Raw genomic sequence first — 19,664 nt, forward strand, 5'->3', positions numbered from 1 at the left:
CTCAACCCGTCAGTTAGAAACCATAGAGCACGGCGGAGTGCTTAGAAATAATGAAACACCGGAGGTTCATGCATTAAGAAGTTTTGATGCGAAATGTTCCAAGCATAAGCGCCTGCTAAGGTGAACACTACATAATCGCCGATGTCGATGTGATCGATATTTTGATTCCGTGCAAGGACATCTTTTGGTGTGCATAACTGCCCAACCAGCGTGGCTTTAGTCTGGTCTATCGGGTTTGAAATAGTAGGGGACTGCTTATTTTTCATGATTGCGAAAGGATGGTCATGTCCCTGTGCTGCAGGTGTCCTGAAGTGATGCGTACCTCCGCGAGCAATCACAAAGTTTTCACCGAGGTTTTGTTTAATGTCCAACACTTCCATCACGTAGTAGCCGCAAGGTGCTGAGATGTAGCGCCCGCATTCAAAACGCAGTGTCCAATCTTGTAGTTGTTCTTTGGCGATCAAGAATTCTAACTTGTCACAAAACTCTACCCATGGAAAATGTTGTTCCTGATTTTGGTAATTTATTCCCATACCTCCACCTAAGTTGATCGTAAGATCTTCAAGTGAGTATTTCTCTTTCCACTCCTTCACTACTTGGAAATAACGCTCCATCAAAGCTAAGTGTCGACCGACTTCAAGTTGGTGTGACATCAAATGGAAGTGAAAGCCTTTCAGTTTAATTAATGGGAAATCACGCAAATACATCAGTGCGTTGTTTAATTCACTTTCATCTAAACCAAATGGGGTAGGCTTTCCGCCCATAGCCAATTTACTAAGTGTGATGTCTCCAATGTCGATGTTCATGCGCAAGAAGATCGAAGCAGGCTTATTCAATTCTTTCGTTAATGCCCCAATGCGCTGTAACTCAGTGATGCTTTCAACATGAATCGCATTAACATCGAGTTGAACGGCTTGCTCTAACTCACTCGGCATTTTACCGGGGCCACCAAAGATCAATGGTTTGTTAAGTTGTTGCTGGTGAAGGTGATTAAGTTCTCCACCCGAAGCCGCTTCAAAACCATCAATATAAGGCGCTAAAGTACGCAGTATAGGTGATGAAGGATTCGCTTTTGCGGCATAAAACAGTTCAACGTTGTTAGGCAATACATGACGCATCTGCTTTATGTGCTGCTCCAGAGCCTTAAGATCATAAAGATAAGCACACAATGGTTGATCTTGTTGTTGGGCGAGGTGTTTTACTTCTTGCTCTATATGCAAAGGAAGCTGAGATGAATTAAGCATGAGTAGCTCCTTTGATTTGGTTTGCCCAAGGCGTTGCAACTTGGGTGTAGCTTGATTCCTTATCGGCACTCTGCATTAAACGAGTTGTGAAATTGTTTTTGCTCGGGAAATGTCCGCCATTGAGCAGATTAACCAACTCAGGCTGTTTGCCATTGATTGACTGCCAGCGAGAGATAGCATCTTGTAATACGGCCCACAATGCCTCTTCAAGTACTGAGTTCCCTTCAGCGATGAAGAACACAGCCTCGCTGATGTTGTTAATGAAGGTACAGTAGCCGATACGATTCCAACCTTGTTCACGACTGTAGTAAACCGATTGACGAGCTCGTTCTGATAATTGATGTAACGTGTCTGGAGACCAAAATTCAGGCAGTAACTTTGTACCTTCTAAGTCTCGAATCCATACACAGCATGGCATGTCTTTTTCAAATCCAATCAACGTATTTTGTAAATGAGGTTCAAATGCAACTCCATGCTTGAAGTAGTAGTTAAAAACGCCTGGAATCAAACAATGCAGATAGCGCTCAAACCACAGTGTGGCGACATTTTCATATTGGCTTTGTGTTGTTTGCGCTTTGTGTTTGAGTTGAGTGGCGATGCAACTGTTCCCGTCTGTGTCGTAAGCAAAGAGCGCACCCGCTAACGTTGGCTGCAAAATATCGGTTTCGCTTAAAGTGAAATTCTCTCTATATAAAATACCAAATGACTCTCGAGCCTTAATAACATCAGCATGTTCTTGTTCAGCCACAGATTCTAGATTCAATGTGGTTGCGTAAGGCTCTGTCATTACCTTGAAGACAGGGTTACGTAACTGCTCATCCTCTTTGATTGGGTGCAGAATCGAGGTTAATTGAACGGCACTATCGAGCTCATACCATGCGTTCTTACGTACACAGTTGGTTAAACGTACATTGATAGAGAACTTAGCAAACCAATCCATGTCTGGGTGATACAGAGTGCGCACGGATGAGGTGGGTAAGAGTTTCTGACCACCTAATCCAAGCGGGATGATTTTGCCTTGTTCAATGGCCGTTTTGACCACTGGGTTTTGCAAAAGTGTGTAACTTTCCCAAGGGTGGCAAGGGTAAAGAATAGTACCTGCTGAATTGTTTTCATCAAGTGCAAGTTGTTCAAGCATGGTCGTTGGTGAGGTTCGGTTATCTGAACTCAAGACGTCGAGCAACGCGGTGTTGACTTTAAACCAATACAGGGGAACCTTAGCGCCAACCTCAGGGGAACACGCTAGCAGATCATCGATACTGACACCTGAACGACTCTTTGGCGTTGGATGAAAAGTATGTCCCCAAAGTAACGATTGCTCTGATGCGATAAACGCATTGTGATGCTGAGGTGAGCTGTCTGAGTTTAGGAACTGCTCGGTAATCAACAAGCTGTTTTCCATTTGCTCGACCAACTCGTGATTGAATGGAATCGTCAGCATTTCTTTTAGGTAACTGAGTAGAAGCGTCAGGGTTTGAGTTGAGTCCACTTTGCACCAAGCTGCACCGGGCATTTTAGCCCAAGGTGTATCACTGAGCTTCACTTTCCCCAGTTTACTGGTGTACTCAACGGGTAAAACCATCAGACCATTTTTCTGAGGTTGATCTTGGTGAGGTAGGTGAATGGCCACGCGTTGGTGAGCGTTGTAGTTTCTTTTCAAAGTTTGAGGCAGAGAGGCAGAACTGTAGCACCAATCAACCTGTTCATTGGGTATTGCGTATTCACGTAAGTAACAGTTCACTACACCCATGATGGTATTGAGTTGGGCTTTTTCTTGGTTTAGCAGTACTTTTTTACGATTTTGAAGAACTTGGTCTTCAGCGGAATATTCACTTGGAGATAATTGAGTCTGTAACATGTTGATGTCCAAATTTTGAATGGATGATCAGCGCGATAGCTGTAATGCCACTGACCAACATAGAAAGTATGAAAGGAACCTCAAGCCAGCCCTGGCTTGATATGAAAGACGCGCTCAACCCAGCCGCAACGCCACCCCATTTAGACATAGCGTCAAAGCGCGAAAATACTCTGCCGCTTTGTCGTCGATCAATTTGGTTTGCTAACGCTTGATGCAAGCCGTGATAACAGCAAACCATGCCAAGTCCGAAAACAATACGAGCAATAATCAACACTTCTTGATAAGGAGTGAGATGCATTGCGGCACTGAGTGAAAGCAAACTAAAGCCCAGCCATAAAGTACGCTGCGCTTGATTGCGTTCAAGCTGGTGGCGATCAATCCGTTCTGAGAACAGATGAACTTTCCCTGCAAAGAGGAGATAAACACCATGTGGGAGGGCATACAAAAATCCAATCCACGCTTGGCTTGTCACGCCATATTGCTGCACATAAGGCGAGAAATAGGGGAACGTGACGACCATGGCGAAAGCAAAACTGAACTGCGCGCCAAACACCCAATAAAGCGTATTTAACGAATTGACTTGGCTGCATTGAGCTTTATCCGATGCCTGATCTTTTACAATCCCCTTAGATTTCGCTAAGTCATCAATGGGTAATGTTAAGGTGATCACTAGCGCGAATAGCGGCAAAGCGGACAGCCACAGATACGCGTTCAGCGGGTTTGTTTCCGATAAACTCCAGCCAAGCCCAATCGGAGCAATAATTAGCGCCAGACGGGCAGAAAGCTGAGTTTTATTGAGTGACTTACCGAGTGCTTTCGCATCGTTGATTTGACTGGATAAGTAGCTGTTTGAGGCGGCCATGGTGCCACCAAAGGTTCCTTGAACGATAAGACCAAACACAAACATTGCGAGGTTATCGGCTAAGCCACACAGCGCGAAGCCTGCTGCAAGCCCGAGTTGAGCACGCAATAGAGATCGACGTCTGCCATATTTATCAGCAAACTGACCCCAAAAGCGCGCCGCAACGGCAGTGCAAAAGGTCGGCAAAATAAACAGTACCCCCGCCCAATCCGAAGTAATGTTTGCATCCAGTGTTGGCAATACCATCGGCAAAAACAGCGGCATTCCTAAGGCTGCAAACGCGGCGATAAAGTGGCTTAAAAGCACGCAATAGATGAGTTTGGTCATGATGGGTTAACTCACGCTCTGCTTGATGTTTTCAAGGTAAGCGTGTTGTGCTTCTTCGCTGGTTAGCCATAAAAAGTTCGGTGCTGACAAGCCATAAAATTTATTGATATCGCTTGCGCCAGATGCCTCTTTAGACAACAAGCTCCCCGAGCTCAATAGATATTTAGCGTATAGGTTGGGTGATTCAAACAACATCTCGTTTGCGAGCTTGGTGTTGTGTCCTTGTTTGTCCAACTGGCTAAGCTGTTGTGAGAGGCTATTGGCGACCATCTCATACAGATAAGCTGACGTGGCGATTCCTTTCGTCGCCATTGCTTCCACAATCGCGGCAATGTCTAACTGCAAAGTAATGGTGGTAAACATCTGACCAAGAGCAAGCTCGCTGTCTACTGTGATGCGTTGATCTAAAAGATGATCGCATTTTACGGGCGATTGTTGCTCAAACGTTTGGAAACGCTCTGGCCAAATACGCGCTGCATCGTTGTCTTTCATGGCTAAGGTCATCTTACCTTGCTCATCGAATGCGATGATGGCGTTCTGTTGGTTAGACTCCAAAGCGATACCGTAACGAATCCACAATGTAAGGTGCACTTTGCATAGCAGATCAACGTAATCTTTAAACCAAGTCAGCGTATCTTGCTGATAATACTGCTCGGCGAGATGTTCCAAGAACAAACGTCCATCAGGCATTGGACTAGCAAGGGCAGCCACAGGCACCAGTGCTTTGTCTTGGAAGTAGCTCCGCGGGTATTCACGCACAATATAAGCAAAGGTCTTATCGTCTCCAACATGGCCGCCATGTTTCTCATTACAATGGAAAAGCGAGCCGTGTAAGTCTTGATCTGTTTGTTCTAAGTGCGTCAATAAACGTTCAAACCAATGCCCATCATAAAGTGTGGATGGTTTAATTAGGCGAATGTTTTTAGTACCTAAAGACCGCATGATCAGCGGCACCTTGATGTGGATCTGTGGTGCTTGATTCACGACCACAGTACGTACTGATAAAGTTGGAGTCACCTCTAGATATGCAACCGGAGCTTTGATAACACCGTCAGGAAGTCCATCAAGACTCCTTAGTGTCAATGGATGTGCGGGGAATAACTCATGGCTAAGAGCAAAGTCGGCGGGCAGACCCACTTGCTCCATCGTTGGCCAACATTCAGGTGGTGGACTGGTCAATGTAACCAGTGACTTTTCGATTGCGAGCCAACGAAGTTCAAAGCTTTGTGCAAATTCTGGCGCAAATTGTTCTAGATCGTGATCGCTTAAACCGAACTTAGCACGTGCTGTCGGGTAGTAAGGGTGGTCAAGATAGGATGCGATTTGATCGGCACGCAATAGCTTTTGCTCCCAACGCTCTAGTTGAGAAATCGGCAGCATGAGTGATTCGGATTGCTGACTGAAGGCGCTATCACACAATTCCTTGTGTTTTTCTGCGCATTCGAGTTCTTGTAAATAACCATCTAATAACGAATGCGAGCTTTCGTGAGCACCTGCTTTCAATAATTCGATCCAATCTTGATAGTGCAGCTGTGCTTCAACGACACCATTTCTCTCGATGAGCCAACCATCACCTTTCGAACCATCTGTTTGGCCGTATACCCAACGCTGCATGTAATAGCTCGGAGTAACGGGCAAGTAGAGTGTAAAGTCTGAACCCGCAAAAATAGCCCAAATTTGATTACGAGGATAAGAAGATAACTTGAGTGAACTCGGGAGCTGAGATTTAAATTGGCTTTGAGAAACTAATCCGAACAAATCTTCACGTAAGCAAGTATCGACTAAGCGTTGAGTGAGGTATAACGCGTTTTCATTCATGCTGTTACCTCGTTTTTTGATGTTAGATTGAAGCGAGAGATTGTCTGTTGTAGTGCGGGTTCTAGAGTTTGACCAGAAGGGGAAACGACCGAAATTCTCGCTAAGTAATCCTTGTTGGAATAACTTTGTTGGAACGTCTCACCAACCTTTTTAAGCACTTGCTGCTGAATGACAATATCGCCCTCTTGGTGAATGAAAGAGGCTGATGAGCCTTCAATTAAACCGCTTTGTTTGGCCACTACATAGTGCACATGGGCACTGCCATCAATACGAAATGTAGGGTCAAGCTTGTGACCCAAGTGAAGATTTAAGATGGTATTGAACCAATTCCCGCCACTGAGGTTATCAAGCAAAAATTCCCGGCCATCACCAATACTTCGATAGTTGATCTCGACCAGTACCGGCCCCGAATCTGTGATGATGAACTCGCTATGACAGACACCAAACCCCACCCCGAACTCTTGAAGCTGACGTATACATTCATCACGGTAGTGCACGCTGTTAATACCATTCCAACTCGCCGCTGTTTCGATGAAGTAAGGTGGCGCAGAGAGTTCTACATCGAACCCACCAAGTGCGATCAAATTTTCCCCGTCGCCGATGGTTTCGACAGTGATAAGCGGACCTTGTAAAAACGCCTCAACTAAAATGGGAGTAGTAGGGTACTTTTGCCAAAACGCATCGCAATAGTTATCCAGCTCAGCCGCAGAATCGCAGCGCTGCACGTCTAAACTAGCCACGCCTTCCTTGGGCTTCGCAACGACAGGAAAATCAAAATCGAATATAGGAGCGCTCTCTCGACTTAACAAAACACTTCGAGTATTAGGTAACGATTTTTCGTTGAGAACCTGACGAGTTAAGTATTTGTTTTTCGCCTTAATCGTCACGTTCCAATCTTTAGCGGGTAAACCAAAGAACTGTGCACAGATTGCAGTGGAAGTTTGTAGGTGGTCGCTATTACTGAAAACAGCATTAGGCGCTAGATTTTTCTCGGTGATGATTTCGATGAGTTCAAGAGGGTTGAAGACATCGCATTCTAAAATTTCATCGGGATTAAAGCGCTCATCATCATTGCTCAATTTCAGGTGGTTGAGCTTGTGATCTGTGATCAAAACGACGTGAAGACCCATCGCCTTTGCGGTAGGTACGAAGCCGTGAGTGACTGCATCATTCACGACGTGACTTACGATAATAATCGTAGATTTCATGGGGCTTTCCTAATTTTAAAACGTTGTTGTCGCCTGCTCACAACTCGCTTTCAAGTGCTCTCTTTCGGGGTTAAAAGAAAGAGAATTTTTCTATCTTATTGTTTTTATTGATTCTTATGTCATTAGTGGTGTTGCATATTGCTAGGCAAATATAGATCAAAAAATATATATTGCAAATATAAATGATATTTGTTCTTATTCGCAATAATGTAATTTTATAAACTAAAACGGAATTAGAAAATGAACATGAGATTGAACTTGTCTCCTCTTGCTTTGGCAATTGGCGGAGCCTTAACGGCGGTGGCTGGTGTGTCAACTGCAGTGGCGGAAGAACAAGTCACTGTAGATGAAACAGTGCAAATTATTGGCCATCAATACGAAGGTTATGCAGAGCACATGCCTCAGTCAGGAACCAAAACGGATGTCGAGTGGTTAGATGTACCGCAAGCGGTATCTGTGGTTACAAAGACAGAAATGGAAGACCGTGGTGCGGTGCGTTTAGTGGATGCACTTGATGGTGTCGCAGGGGTGAACAATACTCTCGGTGAAGGTAGCCGAGACCAATTCGTGATTCGTGGTTTTGATTCGTTAAATGACATGTATCGTGATGGTATGCGTGATGATGGAACGTTGCAGTCGTATCGCAGTCTAGCCAATATTGAGCGTGTTGAAGTGGTAAAAGGCCCAGCCGGTGCACTTTATGGCCGAGGTTCTGCGGGCGGTATCATCAACTTGGTAACGAAACGCGCTAACGGTGACAATTTCACCAACGTAAATGGCAGTGTAGGCAGCAACAGTCAGTTTGTGGGTCAAGTTGACAGCTCTATGGCGTTTTCAGATAAGGTTAATGGCCGTATCAACGTGGAACATCGACAAGCGGACTCTTACGTCGATCATGTCGATTCCAATGATTTCTTTATTGCCCCAACCATTCGAGTGATGCCTTCTGATGGACACATTATCGATCTCGATGTTGAATATTCTCACCAAGAACTGGTGCCATATCGTGGTGTTCCATCTAAAAATGGCAAACCTGTTGATGTCTCAGAGAGTACTTTCTACGGTGGCACCAACGATTATCAAGAGTCAGACAGTATTCGTGTGGGCGTTGACTATGAGTGGCGTTTGAACAGCGAATGGGCATGGACAAACCGCGCAGCGTATAACCATATCGAGCTTGAACAAAAAGGCACGCGTCAAGGCACGGTAACAGGGGATCAAGTATCTCAAACCGTGAACAACTTCGGTTATGATCCTCGTACCACGACAACACTACAGTCTGAGTTGGTTTGGGAAACGGACTCTAACCAAATGATGATTGGTGCCGATTACAACCAGATTAATATCGATCTCACTCTCGCAAGCGACAAAACCTTACCTTCGAAAGATATCTATAATCCTGTTGCAGGTCCAACACCTGATCCGGGTTTCAAACCTTTCCGTGATAACACGACAACGACCACTGGCGTCTACATTCAAGACGTTTACACCTTTGGTGATCTTTCAGTGATCGGTAATGTGCGTTACGACTCGATGGAGCTTGAGCAGCAAAAAGCGGGCTCAGCAAAAGAGAACCTCGACGATAACAAAGTGAGCTACCGCGGTGGTTTGGTCTACCGAATCAACAACGATATGTCCGTGTACGCAAGCTTAGCTCGTTCATGGCAACTGCCTTACTCAGGTATCTACATCAACCCTAAATTAGCTGAATTCTTCCACACCGATCTAAAAGAAATTGGCGCAAAAGCTTACCTATTAGATAACGCTTTGATGCTGAATGCAGCGATCTTCCAAATCGATCAAGAGCAACCAGAAACCAATACAGACGGAGACGTGGTCAACAAGATTGAAGCGCGTCACCAAGGTATTGAATTGGAAGCTCGCGGTCAGATAACAGAGCAATGGGACATTTCGGTTGGGTATAGCTATCTCGATGCGGAAGACAAAGAGACAGGCAAAAAGCCAAATGATGTGTCTGACCACCTGTTCTCACTTTGGAGTACTTACCAGCTAGACGACAACTGGCGTTTAGGTGGTGGTGTGAAATATGTTGGCGACCGTTATGCGGGTAATGACGAAGCCGTTGCACTAGGCGATTACACCACAGTTGATCTGATGGCAGCGTACACCACGGGTCGTCACAAAGTCCAAGCGAACGCTTACAACGTGTTGAACGAGGAATACATTCTGGGCGCAACCAACGGCACGTCTGGTACAAACCAGATTGGTTACGGTGCCCCTGCTGAATTCATGCTCAGCTACGGCTATCAGTTTTAAAAGCTAAGTATGTTCTGAGAGCTAGTTCAGTTCTAGGAGTTAGCTCATTTCTAAGAGCTATTTTAACTCTAAAAACGATTGATTTGTTCGCTACGAATGAGTGAACAGTTGGCCTCATTTTGAGGCCGTTTAGCCCATAGGATCAAAGCGCCGATTCGTAAACACGGCCTTTGATCCTAACTTGCCTATTTAGGAGATTTTCATGCCTTACCAGAATTTGGATGGTAAACCCTGTACTCAATCACATCAAAAGTTGCGTCTAAGTGCCCTTGCAATGGCCATCGCTTCAGTGACTTCCATGGGCGCATTTGCCGCGTCAGATCCACAAACGACGACCATGGAAACGGTTGTCGTGACAGGTAGCTTGATCGGTAACTCAGAGCTAGAGGATGTGAAAGAGTATCCGGGAGCGCGTACCGTCCTAACTAACGAACAAATTAAAAAGACTGGCGCACTTTCGATTGATTCGGCCTTCCAAAGTGTACCGGGCATTAAGGTTCAAGACGAAACGGGTACGGGTGTATTGCCTAACATCTCGGTGCGTGGCTTGAAAGCGAGTCGCAGTGGTCATGCTCAATTTCTAATGGACGGTGTGCCACTGACTCTTGCGCCTTATGGTCATACCGGACAATCTATTTTCCCTGCGACTCTGTCGATGCTTGACCGCATTGATATCGTACGTGGCGGCGCTGCTGTGCAATACGGGCCAAACAACGTGGGTGGTGTAATCAACTTGGTGACTAAGCCTATTCCACACGAGTGGCAAACGGAAATCAGTAATCGTTTTACTGTCTTCGAGGATGGCGATACGCCACTGAATGATTTTTACCTGCGCACGGGTGGCTGGTTAACCGACACGCTTGCGCTTCAAGTCGAAGGTAATTTCCTAAAAGGTGAAAGTTTCCGTGAACATTCAGACACCGATGTCAAAAACTTCCAAGCGAAGTTGCAGTGGTTACTGAGTGATACTCAAGAGTTACAAGCTTTCGTGCAGCGTTATGATGCAGATACGCAAATGCCAGGTGCTTTATCGCCAGAAGATTACAAGAATGATCGTACCCAATCGAAGCGACCATATGATGAATACCAAGGTAAATCGACGCGTTGGAGCCTAAAGTATTTACATGATTTGAACATTGCCGATAGTGCAGAGCTAGAGATACTGACATTTGGTCACCGTTCTGAGCGCTTCTTCCAATGGGGCTTTAACAGCGCTGGCGGTCACTGGGCCGATCCGGCATTACCATCAACCGATATTCGCACTTCTCCACGTGAGTTTTCTGTTTATGGCGTTGAGCCTAAAATCGCGATGTATTTTGACGGTAATACCGTGACACAAAATGTCATTGTGGGTGCGCGCTACGTCAATGAAGATATCGATTACAAGCTCACTCAAACATCAATTTCTAGTGGAGTAACAACAACGCCGCGCGATTGGCATTTGGATACCGACGCTTTCGCAGGCTATATCAGCAATGAAATTGGCTTGTTTAATGATGTATTAAAGGTGACTCCTGGTATTCGTTACGAATCAATAGACATGGCATTTAATGATTTGGGCAAAGCGGAGAATACCGACAACAAAGTGACTGAGTGGTTGCCGGGCTTAACTGTGGCATACCATCTTACGGAGCAATGGGTTGGTTACACCAATGCGCAGAAATCTTTGCGTGCACCACAAATTGCTTACATTCGAGGCAAGGGTGAAGAGGGCAGTGAGCTCGCATGGAACTACGAGTTGGGCGCTCGCTACAACCAAGATTCAACTAGCTTTAACGTCGCATTCTACCGCATTGATTTTGAAGATCAGCTGCAATGGCAAAGTGCTACTCAAACTTTCGACAACATTGGTAAAACCCTTCATCAAGGTGTTGAACTCTCTGGTCGTTATATTCCTCAAGCGATGCAAGCTCTGAGTTTGGGCGCTGGCTATAACTACTTAGATGCAACTTTAGAGGAAGAGGGCGCAAATAAAGGTAACCAACTTCCATACACGTCTAAGCATCAATTTAGCTGGGATGCGACTTACGCGTTTAACAAGCTAGATACCACCTTGTCTGGTTACTACTTCAGTGAATCATATTCTGACAATGCCAACACCAGTGCTGAGGATGCAACGGGTGCGACAGGTAAAGTACCGGCCTACATGGTATGGAACTTCAACCTAGGTTCGGATTTGTACAAAGATGAAAGCAGTAAGCTGCGCATGAACTTTGCGGTCAATAACCTGTTTGATGAGGACTATTACTTCCGCGGTATTGATACCAGCCCGGTTGGTCGTTATCCAGCACCGGGACGTTCTTACACTTTGGATCTGAATTATCAGTTCTAATACGTAATTTATTGAAAGTAATAACGAATAAAAGTCGCCAATACTCTTGGCGGCTTTCACGGTTCTAGCGTTTAAGGAAAATAAATATGGAAAACAGCTCCCGACTCTTGTTTTCAAATCCACTGCTGCTGTCGAATGGACTGCTGTCATTCAATCGGCCTTTCTTATTCAGCAGGATAGCGATAACCTTAGCTTTGCTGATTTTAAGCTTGTTCTCATTCTCCAGTTCAGCACAAACAAGGGTCATACAAGACGAGCAGGGTCAGTTTGAGATAGCGACTACCCCGCAACGTATTGTGGTGTTGGAGTTTTCATTTGTAGATGCACTCGCTACGGTGGGTGTTTCTCCTGTTGGTGTTGCGGATGACAATGATGCTTCGCGAGTGATTCCGGCGGTACGAGAATTGGTTCAACCATGGGAATCGGTTGGCATGCGTTCTCAGCCAAGCCTAGAAGCCATTGCGGTATTAAAGCCTGACCTGATCATTGCAGATGCAGAGCGTCATCATACGGTCTACCAAGATCTACAACGCATCGCGCCAACTCTGCTCCTCAAAAGCCGTGGTGAGACTTATCAAGAAAATTTGGAGTCTGCGCTCAAGATTGGCATCGCTCTCGACAAGCAATCGTCAATGGAACAACGAATTCAACAACATCAACACGCCATGGCTGAATTTAAAAGTCATTTCTCGCTCAAACAAACTGTCCAATTCGCTGTCGTGTCGGATAAAGGTATGTGGTTACATAGCCCTGCATCTTACGCAGGGGGCGTGCTGACCACATTAGGCATTGCGAGCCCTATTGTGAAACCAACAGAGAAGGCATATTTACCAACCAGCTTTGAGTTGTTGTTGAAAACCAATCCGGATTGGTTGCTCCTTGGCGCTTATTCTCATCCTAATATTGTTGATGATTGGCAGAAAAATCCGTTATTCAATGTACTAACCTCTGCAAAAAGTCAGCAAGTTGTAGAAGTGTCACCAGCACTTTGGTCACTGAATCGAGGCATGTTAGCGGCAGAACAAATGGCGAAAAATCTTGAGCAGATATTGGATCCATCATGAGTACGATGTTGTTCTCTAAAAGTAAGCGATCTTGGCCAATACTGTCGTGGAGAGTCACGTTATTTACAGCATTAGTGTCGTGTTTGGCACTCTCTGGTTACGCGGCCTCTATGACCGGGTGGTCTAATTTCTCTCTAACATTGAGTGACTTAATTCATTACTGGTTTGCGTTTGATGAAAGCAACATGACTCATCAAATATTGGCGACGCTAAGAGCACCAAGAGCCTACGCAGGGTTGTTTATTGGTGCGAGTTTGTCTGTCGCTGGGTTATTGATGCAAGGTTTGACGCGTAATCCACTCGCGTCTCCGTCGATTCTTGGTATTAACGCAGGCGCAGCCTGTTTTATGGCGTTAGCTGCAATAGGCATACCTGTGGTTAGTGATTTAAACCCAATCCTTAATGCGGTTCTTGGCGCGTTGCTAAGCGGCGGTGCCGTAATGCTTCTTGGTGGCTTTTTTTCTGCTCGATCTCATCCATTGCGTTTGGTTTTGGCGGGTATTGCCATTACTGCGTTGTTGATTGGATTGACCCGCGCGGCGCTGATCCTCGCTGACGATATGGCTTATAGCGTATTGCATTGGCTTACTGGCTCCTTGTCTAGTGTGGATGACGGGCAATGGCAACAACTTTGGCCGCCTGTTGTGATAGGTTTAGTGTTGGCAATGAGCCTCGCTCGCAACCTCAATTTACTGGCACTTGGCGAAGAAGTTGCCGTGGGGTTGGGCAGTAACATCAGGCTTACTCGTCTGATTAGTGGGCTGACGATTGTGTTGCTTGCCGGATCAAGTGTCGCTATCGCAGGGCCAATTGGCTTTGTTGGTTTGTTAGTGCCTCATTTGGTTAGGCCTATGATAGGGCACAATTACCATCTACTCATTCCTATTTCCGCATTGGCTGGCGCAGCATTAGTCTCTTGGTCAGATGCATTATCACGATCGATTGCTTTTCCGACTGAAACGCCCGTCGGTGTTATTACGGCTTTGGTCGGGACGCCTTGTTTTATCTTGATTGCGACGAGGAGATCTTAATGCACCACCACACGAAGGTTTTTCTGTTATTTGGGCTGCTTGTTATTGTCGCATCCGCAGGTTTGTTTGTCGGCGCAGCTTCGCTTTCTGTTTCTCAAGTGATCGAACATTTGGTCGCGTTTTCCAGTGACGATTTTGTTATCCATCAATATCGGCTACCACGCATGTTACTCGCGATAAGTGTGGGAGCTGGATTAGGGCTTTCGGGCGTATTAGTACAAGGCGTGATACGTAATCCGTTAGCATCGCCTGATCTTATGGGTATTAGCGCTGGGGCAGGCCTTGCTGCGACAGCGAGTTTAGTTTGGTTCCCTAATGCGCCAGTCAGTGTGCTTCCGCTGGTGGCGATGTTCGGTGGAATTTTCGCTGCTGGATTGATTGCACTGTTGGCATGGTGGTCAAGACCAACACCCGCCAAATTGGCGTTGATTGGTATTGCGGTGAGCGCATTCCTTGCCAGTTGTATAGATTTCCTACTTGTGACCAATCCTATCGAGATCAATACGGCCATGGTATGGCTAACAGGCAGTCTCTGGGGCAGAAATTGGCAACAAGTTCCGTTTATTTGGAGTGCGTTACTCTTGTTATTGCCAATGGCATTATGGCTCGCTTGGCGATTAGATGTGATGGGACTTGGCGAGGAAAGTGCCACTACATTGGGTACTAAACCGAAACAGATTCAGGCTCTCGCACTGTTGGCTGCTGTTTTGCTTGCCAGTGTTAGTGTTTCTGTTGCTGGAACGATCAGTTTTGTGGGTTTATTGGCACCTCATTTAGCACGTTTGTTGTTTGGGCATAATCATAAGTTGTTAATCCCAGCCTCTGCACTGGTGGGGGCGATTCTGGTTACCAGCGCTGATGGGTTAGCCAGAGGTCTACAACCACCCATTGAATTGCCAGCAGGCGTTCTCACGTCTGTGATTGGCGCGCCTTATTTCATCTTTCTTCTCTATCGTTATCGAGGTTGGTAACCATGCTTAAAACGCAGAATCTTTCCGTCGCGTACGGCAAACAAACGATCATACCGAACCTTTCGGTTTCGATCCCTAAGGGTAAAATTACCGCCCTAATTGGACCCAACGGGTGTGGTAAATCCACCTTGTTAAAGACGTTAGTGAGAATCAACAAACCAGCGACAGGAGAGGTGTTGTTTGAAGACAAACCACTGTCGAGTTATGGCGATAAAGCGCTCGCTCGTTCGTTGTCACTTCTTCCGCAAATCTTGGTCAGTCCTGAGGGTATCACGGTAAGAAAATTGGTCGAATATGGCCGCTCGCCTTATGTCTCTCATTGGGGAAGGCTAGGACAGGACGATCAAAAGGTTGTCGAACAAGCTATGCGTGACACAGGTGTACTTGAGTTTGCTGATAAGCCGGTTGAGTCTTTGTCTGGTGGCCAGCGTCAAAGAGCATGGATTGCGATGGTGATAGCGCAAGACACAGATGTAGTGATGTTGGATGAACCGACCACATATCTTGACATGTCTCATCAGGTGGAATTAATGAACCTGATGCAACAGATGAATGCCAAAGGAAAAACGGTGGTTGTTGTGTTGCATGACCTGAACCAAGCCAGTCGTTACTGCGACCATTTAGTGGTTTTGGATAAGGGATGCGTAATAGCAGAAGGCTCGCCTGATGAGGTGATGACCGAAACGATGCTCAGTAACGTCTTTGATCTTAAAGCGAGCGTGTTTCGTGACCCTATTTCAAATACGCCAATGTGTGTAGCGATTTAGGAGGTTATCAAACCATTGGGAGTTGTAAGTCGGCAATTGGTATTTCGGTATTTTTCTGTGCATTAGGTATTATCTGGTTTTGTGTTCGTAAAAATAACCCTCACGAATCAGTCTCAGGTTGTGATTGAGATAGTATTTTGATACAAAACGCGCATAATCTCGCTATACCACATTTAAAGAAGAAATTACCTATGACTAGCTTTCAATACTACTTTCACCAACTGCCTTGCTTCGACTGTAAAAAAACGACGGTAAGTACTGATCTTGGTTGGTTAACGCCTGCGATGAAAGAGGATGCTATCGCTCAGTTGACAGCAACTCTTGCACAACGTGAGGTTACGCCAGACCTTTCTGCAAACGTGGTTTGTACTAAAGACGAAGCTCGTGAGTACTTATTGCTGAACTTCTTCGGCTATTCAGAAGAAGAGCTAGCAAGCGACATCGAAGCGGATGACGAAAAAGAAGTCGCGGATGAAATCGCAGAGCTACTGGAAGAAGGTAAAGACACAATCACCTTCGAACATGAAATTGCGCTTCAGTGCTGTGCTGACTGTGATGTTGAAGAAGAGTCAAACTAAGCATTTGTATTCGAGTGCTCGTATTGATGTAGATATATCCATTAATACAGTGTGATGTTTCAGATGATGAAAGGTGTTAGCGAATTGAAGTTCGCTAACGCCTTTTTTATATCTAGGTCGTTAAGACTTTTGAGTTTCTATAATCCCTTGCTCGCTCAATTGAGAGAGGATCTCTGCGGTTTTCTCTCGGAATAAATCTCTTAGCAAGCGAACAGTTGGCGTGATGGATTGACGACTTGGACACACTAACCACAGCTCGGTTGATGTTGGCTTGAACTCGGGCATAACTTTAACCACTTCGCCAGAAAGCAAATGACTCGACATATCTAAACAAGACTTTATCGCCACGCCTTTCCCTGCGACACACCAACGTCTAACAAGGTCAGCATCGTTCGATGCACGATTCCCTTTCAGCTTCACTTTATGATCCTGCTTGCCATTGTTAAACACCCACTCGTCTTGCAACATATCATGCAGTTGATAAAGCAATCCATTGTGTTCAGCTAAGTCGTTCGGCTGGTTTGGTGTTCCCATCTCGGCTAAATATTCAGGGGCAGCGCACAATATTCTCGGCACATCGCAGATCTTGAAGCCATACATGTTGGCGTCAGTCGGAGAGCCGTAACGCAGCGCCATATCAACAGAATCACGATAAAAATCAATATTGCTGTCGCTAATGCTAGTGCGAAGTGTCGCCTTGGGATATTCAAGCAGAAACTCATCAAGCCAAGGTGTAATGAGGTTTCTTCCTAGATCCGAAGAAAGCGCAATGCGGATTTCACCATCAAGAATACCAAGCTCTTCGCGCATGTTGAGCTTGGCTTGCTCCAATATTGTTAAGGCTTGTTCGCACTCAGGTAAATAACGTTCGCCTGCTGAAGAGAGCCGTAAATGGCGTGTTGTTCTTACAAACAGTTCAGCACCCAGTGCGGCTTCAACACGTTTGACGGCTGCACTTGCGGTGGCTGTGCGCATATCTAGGTTGGTAGCTGCAGCGGTGATGCTGCGAAACTCCGCTACCTTTAAAATGACCTGCAAGTCTTCAAGAAGCATATTATCTACCTGTGTTTGATAATGTTCTAAACATTGTATTGAAATCTTTTCTAATCACAAAGCGGGTTAATCCAACTTTGCTCCTTCTAAGCTAATCTCATACGCTCAATTACCAAAATATATTTGATAATTATTCAAATGTTAGGCTGTTTTTCGCTAGTTTTTGGCCATGTACTATCTCTATCAAGCTGAACAAAAGGGGAAAACAACATGACGAAGAAAATCACAATTGGCGTAACAGATTTGTCGTTTCACCGAACCACCGCCTCACTGGTTGCTAATGTATTAAAAGCAATGGGCTTCGAGGTAGAGCGTATCTTCTCACCTCATCAAGAAAACTTTGAAAAACTGAAAAATGGTGAAGTAGACATGCTCTCTTCGGCATGGTTGCCATCAAGCCACGGTATCTACAAAGCGGGCGTTGAGGAAGTTGAGCCGCTTATCGAACTTGGCCTTCATTATGAACCTTACGCGTTGTGGGGCGTGCCTGATTATGTCCCCGAAGAGGCCGTTTCTGAGGTCGCTGATCTAGTAAAGCAAAAAGTTGTCGAGAAAATGATCTCTACAATTCAGGGTATTAACCCCGGTGCTGGCATCACACGTTTCTCTATACAGATGATGAAAGAGTATGGTTTGAGCGATGCGGGTTATGAGTTTTTCCCGCGTAGCGAAGACGATTGTTTTGATGCCTTTGAAAGCGCCGTAGCGAACAAAGAGTGGGCTGTTGTACCGCTTTGGAAGCCTCAATTTTTGCATTATCGCTACGATATTCGAGAGCTTAAAGAACCAAAAGGTTTGCTAGGCATTGTAGATAGAGCGGTACTTCTTTTAAGAGATGACAGGAAGCACCTGTTCAGCGAACAACAGATTCAGAAGCTAGATTCACTGCGATTCTCGAACGATATTATCGCAGAGTTAGATTATAAAGTTTGCCGTGAAGGTAAGCCGCAAGATGAAGTCACGCGTGACTGGTTGATTGAGCAAGGCCTTATCTAACCGTTATGCCTCCATGCAGCGGCTAACAGTGTTACATGTTCGTGTTACCCAATCAGTGGTCACACGATTATCAAATAATATTTGAATATGATTCAAACATTAGGCGGTTTATCTAGAGTGGTAATTCTCTAAGATTAACTCATCTAATTTAAGGAGAAAGCACCATGTCACTACCATCAAAAATGAAAGCTATCGGATTTACTCAGTCACTTGCGATTGCAGAGCAAGACAGTCTAGTTGAGTTTGAAACAAACCTTCCAGAACTAAAAGAACATGATCTGCTTGTGAAAGTGAGCGCGACGTCTATCAATCCAGCAGACGCAAAGATTAGAATTCGCAGTGCTCAAGACAAAACACTTGAGCAACCAAAAGTACTTGGTTATGACGCGGTTGGTGAAGTTGTTGGTAAAGGTACAGACGTTGAAGGCTTTGAACTAGGCGACCGTGTTTACTATGCAGGTGACGTAACTCGCATGGGCGCTAATGCAGAATACCAAGCCGTCGATTATCGTATTACGGCTAAAGCACCAAAGAGCCTTTCTGATGAAGCGGCTGCTGTTATGCCGCTAGCAACACTTACCGCGTGGGAAGCCTTGTTTGATCGTCTGCGTGTTCGTCCAGAAGAGAAAAAATCTATTCTGATCATTGGTGGTGCTGGTGGCGTTGGTTCAATCACCATTCAATTGGCGAGCCAACTGACGAACCTGACGGTTATTGCGACGGCTTCAAGACCTGAAACTGAACAGTGGGTAAGGGATATGGGGGCAGACCATGTGGTGAATCACCGTAACTTGGTTGAGTCTGTGCGAGAGCAAGGCATCCAGCATGTCGATTACATCTTCAATGTCGCTGATACCAAAGGGCACTGGGAATCGATGGTCGAGCTTATTGCACCTCAAGGCATGATCAGCTCTATTGTTGAGTTCGATGGCGGAATAGATCTTTCTGCACTGCAAGGCAAGTCTGCAGGTTTTGTGTGGGAGCTGATGTTCACACGTTCACTGTTCAACACAGACGATATTCAGAAACAACAAGATATCCTGTTCCAAGCAGCGAACCTGATTGATGCTGGCCGTATTAAGTCGACACTTACCACCACATTGAATGGCTTTAGTGTTGAGACACTGAAAGATGCGCACCAACGTATTGAAAGCAGCGCGTCGATTGGTAAAACAGCTATTAAATACGGATTGTAGTTGGTTCAAATAGAAGTTACAGTTGAAGAGGTCGTCTAAACTTAAAGTTTGTATGTAGTCAAAGTAGAACAAATTAGGCTCT

At 45.5% G+C, this 19,664-nt stretch carries 15 protein-coding genes; 9 read left to right on the top strand and 6 right to left on the bottom strand.

Annotation, left to right across the window (positions count from 1 at the left end; all coding sequences use genetic code 11):
• Positions 1 to 41: 41 nt before the first annotated feature.
• From AB8613_RS20715 to AB8613_RS20735, 5 genes are read right to left on the bottom strand one after another with little or no spacing between them, the layout of a single operon-like run.
• Positions 42 to 1,244, bottom strand: coding sequence for a type III PLP-dependent enzyme (locus AB8613_RS20715; RefSeq protein ID WP_372384889.1), 1,203 nt, complete (start codon positions 1,242 to 1,244; stop codon positions 42 to 44).
• Complete coding sequence (locus AB8613_RS20720) at positions 1,237 to 3,102, bottom strand: IucA/IucC family siderophore biosynthesis protein (protein ID WP_372384890.1); 1,866 nt, start codon at positions 3,100 to 3,102, stop codon at positions 1,237 to 1,239. Before AB8613_RS20720 ends, AB8613_RS20715 begins: the two co-directional genes overlap by 8 nt.
• Entirely contained in the window at positions 3,074 to 4,291 is a 1,218-nt protein-coding gene (locus AB8613_RS20725) for an MFS transporter (protein ID WP_372384891.1), read from the bottom strand. The genes AB8613_RS20720 and AB8613_RS20725 overlap by 29 nt, the downstream gene beginning before the upstream one ends.
• Before the next feature lie 6 nt (positions 4,292 to 4,297).
• On the bottom strand, positions 4,298 to 6,109 hold the full coding sequence (locus AB8613_RS20730; RefSeq protein ID WP_285953717.1) for an IucA/IucC family protein: 1,812 nt from the start codon (positions 6,107 to 6,109) through the stop codon (positions 4,298 to 4,300).
• Positions 6,106 to 7,317, bottom strand: coding sequence for an acetyl-CoA carboxylase biotin carboxylase subunit family protein (locus AB8613_RS20735; protein WP_239718844.1), 1,212 nt, complete (start codon positions 7,315 to 7,317; stop codon positions 6,106 to 6,108). The genes AB8613_RS20730 and AB8613_RS20735 overlap by 4 nt, the downstream gene beginning before the upstream one ends.
• 240 nt (positions 7,318 to 7,557) lie before the next feature.
• On the opposite strand from AB8613_RS20735, the gene AB8613_RS20740 reads away from it, so the two are divergent.
• From AB8613_RS20740 to AB8613_RS20770, 7 genes are all read left to right on the top strand, one after another.
• Positions 7,558 to 9,594: a TonB-dependent receptor gene (locus AB8613_RS20740; protein ID WP_372384892.1), complete on the top strand. Its 2,037-nt coding sequence runs from the start codon at positions 7,558 to 7,560 to the stop codon at positions 9,592 to 9,594.
• Between the two features lie 202 nt (positions 9,595 to 9,796).
• A complete protein-coding gene (locus AB8613_RS20745) occupies positions 9,797 to 11,926 on the top strand; it encodes a TonB-dependent receptor family protein (RefSeq protein ID WP_372384893.1) in 2,130 nt (709 codons plus the stop codon).
• A gap of 86 nt (positions 11,927 to 12,012) precedes the next feature.
• The gene (locus AB8613_RS20750) at positions 12,013 to 12,990 is read left to right on the top strand and encodes a Fe(3+) dicitrate ABC transporter substrate-binding protein (protein ID WP_372384894.1); all 978 of its coding nucleotides are present in this window, start codon (positions 12,013 to 12,015) and stop codon (positions 12,988 to 12,990) included.
• The gene (locus AB8613_RS20755) at positions 12,987 to 14,021 is read left to right on the top strand and encodes a FecCD family ABC transporter permease (RefSeq protein WP_372384895.1); all 1,035 of its coding nucleotides are present in this window, start codon (positions 12,987 to 12,989) and stop codon (positions 14,019 to 14,021) included. The genes AB8613_RS20750 and AB8613_RS20755 overlap by 4 nt, the downstream gene beginning before the upstream one ends.
• On the top strand, positions 14,021 to 14,992 hold the full coding sequence (locus tag AB8613_RS20760; RefSeq protein WP_372384896.1) for a FecCD family ABC transporter permease: 972 nt from the start codon (positions 14,021 to 14,023) through the stop codon (positions 14,990 to 14,992). The genes AB8613_RS20755 and AB8613_RS20760 overlap by 1 nt, the downstream gene beginning before the upstream one ends.
• Before the next feature lie 2 nt (positions 14,993 to 14,994).
• Positions 14,995 to 15,759: a Fe(3+) dicitrate ABC transporter ATP-binding protein FecE gene (gene fecE, locus AB8613_RS20765; RefSeq protein ID WP_372384897.1), complete on the top strand. Its 765-nt coding sequence runs from the start codon at positions 14,995 to 14,997 to the stop codon at positions 15,757 to 15,759.
• A gap of 191 nt (positions 15,760 to 15,950) precedes the next feature.
• Positions 15,951 to 16,337 (top strand): hypothetical protein, encoded by a 387-nt coding sequence (locus AB8613_RS20770; RefSeq protein WP_372384898.1) that lies wholly within the window; start codon positions 15,951 to 15,953, stop codon positions 16,335 to 16,337.
• 120 nt (positions 16,338 to 16,457) lie between these two features.
• On the opposite strand, the gene AB8613_RS20775 is transcribed toward AB8613_RS20770, so the two are convergent.
• Positions 16,458 to 17,390, bottom strand: a complete 933-nt coding sequence (locus AB8613_RS20775) for a LysR family transcriptional regulator (RefSeq protein WP_372384899.1) — start codon at positions 17,388 to 17,390, stop codon at positions 16,458 to 16,460.
• A 210-nt stretch (positions 17,391 to 17,600) separates the two neighbouring features.
• Between AB8613_RS20775 and AB8613_RS20780 the strand changes: the two genes are divergently transcribed.
• Both AB8613_RS20780 and AB8613_RS20785 read left to right on the top strand, forming a co-directional pair.
• Entirely contained in the window at positions 17,601 to 18,386 is a 786-nt protein-coding gene (locus AB8613_RS20780) for a glycine betaine ABC transporter substrate-binding protein (protein ID WP_372384900.1), read from the top strand.
• 164 nt (positions 18,387 to 18,550) lie between these two features.
• Positions 18,551 to 19,582 carry a zinc-binding alcohol dehydrogenase family protein gene (locus tag AB8613_RS20785; RefSeq protein WP_372384901.1) on the top strand — a complete coding sequence of 344 codons (1,032 nt, stop codon included), beginning with the start codon at positions 18,551 to 18,553 and terminating at the stop codon, positions 19,580 to 19,582.
• Positions 19,583 to 19,664: the final 82 nt, after the last annotated feature.

This window comes from Vibrio sp. BS-M-Sm-2 (genome assembly GCF_041504345.1).
GTDB classification, from domain to species: domain Bacteria; phylum Pseudomonadota; class Gammaproteobacteria; order Enterobacterales; family Vibrionaceae; genus Vibrio; species Vibrio satsumensis.